The 4,549-nt window shown below is 41.2% G+C and carries 3 protein-coding genes, 14 tRNA genes, 1 rRNA gene and 1 pseudogene; 1 reads left to right on the plus strand and 18 read right to left on the minus strand.

Features of this window, described 5'->3' with window-relative positions; all coding sequences use genetic code 11:
• The coding region (locus tag BM195_RS17885; protein ID WP_139224024.1) for an IS3 family transposase at positions 1–347 on the plus strand (347 nt) is incomplete at its 5' end.
• Between the two features lie 8 nt (positions 348–355).
• Here BM195_RS17885 and BM195_RS17890 read toward each other — a convergent pair.
• The 18 genes and pseudogenes from BM195_RS17890 to rrf form a co-directional block, all read right to left on the minus strand.
• Positions 356–622 carry a hypothetical protein gene (locus BM195_RS17890; RefSeq protein ID WP_090241684.1) on the minus strand — a complete coding sequence of 89 codons (267 nt, stop codon included), beginning with the start codon at positions 620–622 and terminating at the stop codon, positions 356–358.
• 651 nt (positions 623–1,273) lie between these two features.
• Positions 1,274–1,510, minus strand: a complete 237-nt coding sequence (locus BM195_RS17895; protein ID WP_090241686.1) for a hypothetical protein — start codon at positions 1,508–1,510, stop codon at positions 1,274–1,276.
• A 14-nt stretch (positions 1,511–1,524) separates the two neighbouring features.
• A pseudogene (locus BM195_RS17900) lies at positions 1,525–2,515 on the minus strand (tyrosine-type recombinase/integrase).
• Between the two features lie 173 nt (positions 2,516–2,688).
• Positions 2,689–2,770: transfer RNA gene (locus tag BM195_RS17905), tRNA-Leu, on the minus strand.
• Positions 2,771–2,785: 15 nt separating this feature from the next.
• A tRNA-Cys gene (locus BM195_RS17910) sits at positions 2,786–2,859 on the minus strand.
• A gap of 16 nt (positions 2,860–2,875) precedes the next feature.
• A tRNA-Gly gene (locus tag BM195_RS17915) sits at positions 2,876–2,947 on the minus strand.
• A 6-nt stretch (positions 2,948–2,953) separates the two neighbouring features.
• Positions 2,954–3,028 (minus strand) — tRNA-Gln (locus BM195_RS17920).
• Between the two features lie 17 nt (positions 3,029–3,045).
• Positions 3,046–3,121: transfer RNA gene (locus BM195_RS17925), tRNA-His, on the minus strand.
• 16 nt (positions 3,122–3,137) lie between these two features.
• Positions 3,138–3,211, minus strand: a tRNA-Trp gene (locus BM195_RS17930).
• Between the two features lie 12 nt (positions 3,212–3,223).
• A tRNA-Tyr gene (locus tag BM195_RS17935) sits at positions 3,224–3,305 on the minus strand.
• A gap of 20 nt (positions 3,306–3,325) precedes the next feature.
• Positions 3,326–3,401, minus strand: a tRNA-Phe gene (locus BM195_RS17940).
• Positions 3,402–3,421: 20 nt separating this feature from the next.
• Positions 3,422–3,498, minus strand: a tRNA-Asp gene (locus tag BM195_RS17945).
• A gap of 77 nt (positions 3,499–3,575) precedes the next feature.
• Positions 3,576–3,652 (minus strand) — tRNA-Met (locus tag BM195_RS17950).
• Between the two features lie 152 nt (positions 3,653–3,804).
• A tRNA-Val gene (locus BM195_RS17955) sits at positions 3,805–3,880 on the minus strand.
• 67 nt (positions 3,881–3,947) lie between these two features.
• Positions 3,948–4,022 (minus strand) — tRNA-Glu (locus BM195_RS17960).
• A 20-nt stretch (positions 4,023–4,042) separates the two neighbouring features.
• Positions 4,043–4,134: transfer RNA gene (locus tag BM195_RS17965), tRNA-Ser, on the minus strand.
• Position 4,135: 1 nt separating this feature from the next.
• Positions 4,136–4,210, minus strand: a tRNA-Asn gene (locus BM195_RS17970).
• Between the two features lie 9 nt (positions 4,211–4,219).
• A 5S ribosomal RNA gene (gene rrf, locus BM195_RS17975) occupies positions 4,220–4,335 on the minus strand.
• Between the last annotated feature and the right edge of the window lie 214 nt (positions 4,336–4,549).

Here is a 4,549-nt window from a genome sequence, read left to right on the forward strand (position 1 = left end):
CAGCGTTGGTTCAACGTGCTTTTTCCGGAGTGAATGACAATCTAAACCGCCTTGAATTATTTCACACGGACCGCGGAAATGAGTTTAAGAACAAGCTCATCGACCAGGCATTAGAGACATTTGACATCGAAAGATCCCTTAGTAACAGGGGCACACCGTACGATAACGCCGTTGCGGAGGCAACATTTAAAACAATCAAGACGGAATTCGTTTATGGCCGTGTATTCACTTGCCAACATGAACTTGACTATGAGCTTTTCGATTATGTGAATTGGTTTAACAATATTCGGATTCATGAATCATTAGATTACTTAACACCGTCTGAATACAAGTTGATGCACCTTTAAAAATTTGTTCAATTTAGTGTTGACATTCCATTACCTTTTCCATTAACCGCGTAAAAAATATCCTTTTTTCCTCCAACTTCACCCGTGTAGATATCACAATCACTTGAATGATGATATATAGTTCCTCTAATTCTATCTTTCCAGTGTTTGTTTAAATTAAAATTCATTATATCTCTATCTAAGATTCGTTCGCTTATATCTGATAAAGTACCATGTCCTCCCAAATCTTCTAATGCTTCTATTATTTCATCAAGCCAGGGTTTAGGTTGTGGCATGAAATTACCCTCCTATTTTGTTGCCTCTTTATTTATAAGATAACAGATTTAAGTAATTAATTGGCAATTATGTATTGGTTTTTGGTTTTAGACATGCCTGAATTAACCAGATTGCTTAGGAAACGTTGGTCATGAGAACGACTACCTTTGAAGCATTCAAAAAGAATGCTAAAAGTAGACGTCCATAATTCTGAATTGAACCGAGTTGTTGAGGGTTCCGCAGTATCACCTTGTTTAACGCTTGGATTTCTCCAACAACGAACTTTCTACACATAAAGCTAGTCCTATGTGCTTTTATCTATTCGTCACTACCCGTATCTTAATACGCCTAGCTACCAAACCGAACCGTTAATGGTCGTTCTCACCCAGTAACCACAAGTAAACAAGGAACGCTTTTAACGTGGCTACGATAGAATTTATCTGCAACGGCTTCTACCAATACCTTTCAAGGTTATATTAACGTCGTATTAGTCGGCAATCCACGACGGGAGAACCTGCTTAGCTGCTAAAAAAGGCATTACTTAATAAGCCTTGCATATACGAATTTTTTTCGATAATATGTAAGTAGCTAAACGGTTTATCCGTATTTAGTTAGTTATAACAAGGTTTGGGTCACGCGGTGCGAACGCGTGGCTTTTTTCTTTTTAAGGCTTAATATTTTATTGAATTACTTATGTTTAACAATGCCAAAGCTATACGTTCAGCTTCATCTATTCCGATACATACTGCCCCAATTCGATTTTCATTGTTTGTCATTTCAATTACAATTGAATCATCTTTATCTTCTTGGTAAGCACTTTTCGCGTCACTTAAATTAACATAGTTACAATAGACGCTTACAAATAAATCTTTTTCATTAACTGCAATTGCCTTATATCTGGTCTCCATCACAACACCTCACATTATCTTCTTTTCTTTAACACCTTTAACGGAGAAAAATCCTTATGTCTTTCCCTTACATCATTTCTGAACAGGTTTACATAGGTCTTAACTATTTCCATGCTTGTATGCCCTAGAATGGTCTGCAATTCGAAGATATTAGCCCCTTGTTGAACACTTAACTTTGCGAATGTATGGCGGAATGTATGGGGACTACAACGAATGTCTTTTATTTTGGCTTTCACCCCGTATATGTCAATTCGTTGTTGTATTGACCTTCTTAACAAAAGGTGTTCCGTCAATGGTTACAAATAAAGCGTCACTATCAACTACTCCCCTAATGGAGATATACTTCTTTAATTGCTTCTTCATTTCGCTTTGAATGGGTACTAGGCGTTCTCTATACGTCTTAGCGTTCCTTATCCTCAATAGACTATCTTCCCATTGAATATCGGCTAATGATAGCCCTACAAGTTCATTCACACGGATTCCAGTTTCAAGGAAAATCATCATTATTGTATAGTCACGAACTCCCGTAAACGTCGTTAAATCGGGTTAATTGAACAACGTATTTAATTGTTCTTTTGAGAACGTAGGAATTACATGTTTCCTATCTTTTAATAACGTTATATTTTCCATTGGGTTTTTTGGAATGTGCTTCTTCTTATAAAGGAAATTGAAGAACGAACGTAGTCCACGTAAACGGGTATTAATTGAAACAATCTTAGCCCCTTTGTAAATACGCATATAACGGATAACATTTTCTTGGATATGTTCTTCCGTAACGTTATAGGGCTTTAACTCTTTCGTATCTATCCCTTGTTCTTCTAATTGGTTTAGAAACGCTTGTAGTTCGTTTTGATAATAACGGATAGTAAAGGGTCTTAAATTACGTAAATCGCAATCAGTCAAAAATAAATCAATCGCTTCTTTAAACGTTTCTGCATACGACTTATCACTTTTTCTGACAATAGATAATTCACGGTCATTTAAGTTGTTCTTACGTCTTGCCATATCTTACCCCCTTCGCAACTATTCGCACGATTAACGCACACGATTAGAGACGATAAAAAAACACTAAAAACTAACGTATTTTAAACACAAAAAAACGCTTCCCCACAATGGAGAAACGTTGATTTGACGGTATATTCACGTTCAATTACCGATTATTAGACTTTGAAAAATGATACCGGTGGTCGGGGTCGAACCGACACTCCCGAAGGAACACGATTTTGAGTCGTGCGCGTCTGCCAATTCCGCCACACCGGCATGTGTACATAACTTTGGAGGCGGTAACCGGATTCGAACCGGTGATAAAGGTTTTGCAGACCTCTGCCTTACCACTTGGCTATACCGCCAAAAGGAAAAGAAAAGAGCGGAAGACGGGATTCGAACCCGCGACCCCCACCTTGGCAAGGTGGTGTTCTACCACTGAACTACTTCCGCATTTTATGGCTGGGCTAGCTGGATTCGAACCAGCGAATCACGGGATCAAAACCCGATGCCTTACCGCTTGGCTATAGCCCAATAACATTTACATGATATGGGGCGACCGGTGGGGATCGAACCCACGAATGCCGGAGCCACAATCCGGTGCGTTAACCACTTCGCCACGACCGCCATAATAAGTGAATTATGGCAGGGGTAGTAGGAATCGAACCCACATCAAAGGTTTTGGAGACCTTCGTTTTGCCATTAAACTATACCCCTATATGAAAATGATGGAGGGGGAGAGATTCGAACTCCCGAACCCTGAGGGAGCGGATTTACAGTCCGCCGCGTTTAGCCACTTCGCTACCCCTCCATATGACATTAATTAAAAGGTGGTGGCTCGGGACGGAATCGAACCGCCGACACACGGATTTTCAGTCCGTTGCTCTACCGACTGAGCTACCGAGCCGATGTATGTATGATTTTAAGTGGCGGTCCGGACGGGACTCGAACCCGCGACCTCCTGCGTGACAGGCAGGCATTCTAACCAACTGAACTACCGGACCATTTGGTTGCACTTTTCACCACTACTGATATTCAACTAACACAGAAGGTTACTCAACGTAGTGAGTTGAACTAATTTTGGTTGCGGGGGCAAGATTCGAACTTGCGACCTTCGGGTTATGAGCCCGACGAGCTACCAGACTGCTCCACCCCGCGATATGAAGTGAAATATTAATTATACCATGTACTTCTGACTCCAGACAAACATAAATGCTCGTCATGTTGTTGTAATGCCGCTGCACTCCTCACAAACCTGCACATAGAAGCAAATTCAATGGCGATTGCGGCGCAATATGAAATAAGGTATATGGTGGAGGATGCAGGGCTCGAACCTGCGACCCCTTGCTTGTAAGGCAAGTGCTCTCCCAGCTGAGCTAATCCTCCAACTATTCCGCAGATCACGACAGGACGTATCATTCAATAAAGGTTCCTCGGTATCTTAGAATAGAAATGGTGACCCGTACGGGATTCGAACCCGTGTTACCGCCGTGAAAGGGCGGTGTCTTAACCACTTGACCAACGGGCCAATAGTTCAATATATAATAGTGGCGGAGAGCGAGGGATTCGAACCCTCGAGACCGCGATAGCGGCCTACACGATTTCCAATCGTGCTCCTTCGACCACTCGGACAGCTCTCCATGGCTCCACAGGCAGGATTCGAACCTGCGACTAATCGGTTAACAGCCGACCGCTCTACCACTGAGCTACTGTGGAATGGAAGTTGCCTGGCAGCGTCCTACTCTCGCAGGGGTTAAACCCCAACTACCATCGGCGCTGGAGAGCTTAACTGCTGTGTTCGGCATGGGAACAGGTGTGTCCTCTCCGCTATTGCTGTCAGACCTATAGAATTTATAATCTGTGTTGTGCAACATAAACAAGTTAATAATAAATTCTTAATAAACCAAGTGATCTCATGATTTTTTCATACCAACAAATATTATAATTGTTTTTTTAAAAAAATCAAGGATTATATTGAAGATTTTATTGTACCCTGAAAACTAAATAAGAGATACATTCAACGATCCTTTGTTTAGTTAAGTCCTCGATCGATTA

Source organism: Lentibacillus halodurans, assembly GCF_900112045.1.
Taxonomy (GTDB): Bacteria; Bacillota; Bacilli; order Bacillales; family Amphibacillaceae; genus Lentibacillus; species Lentibacillus halodurans.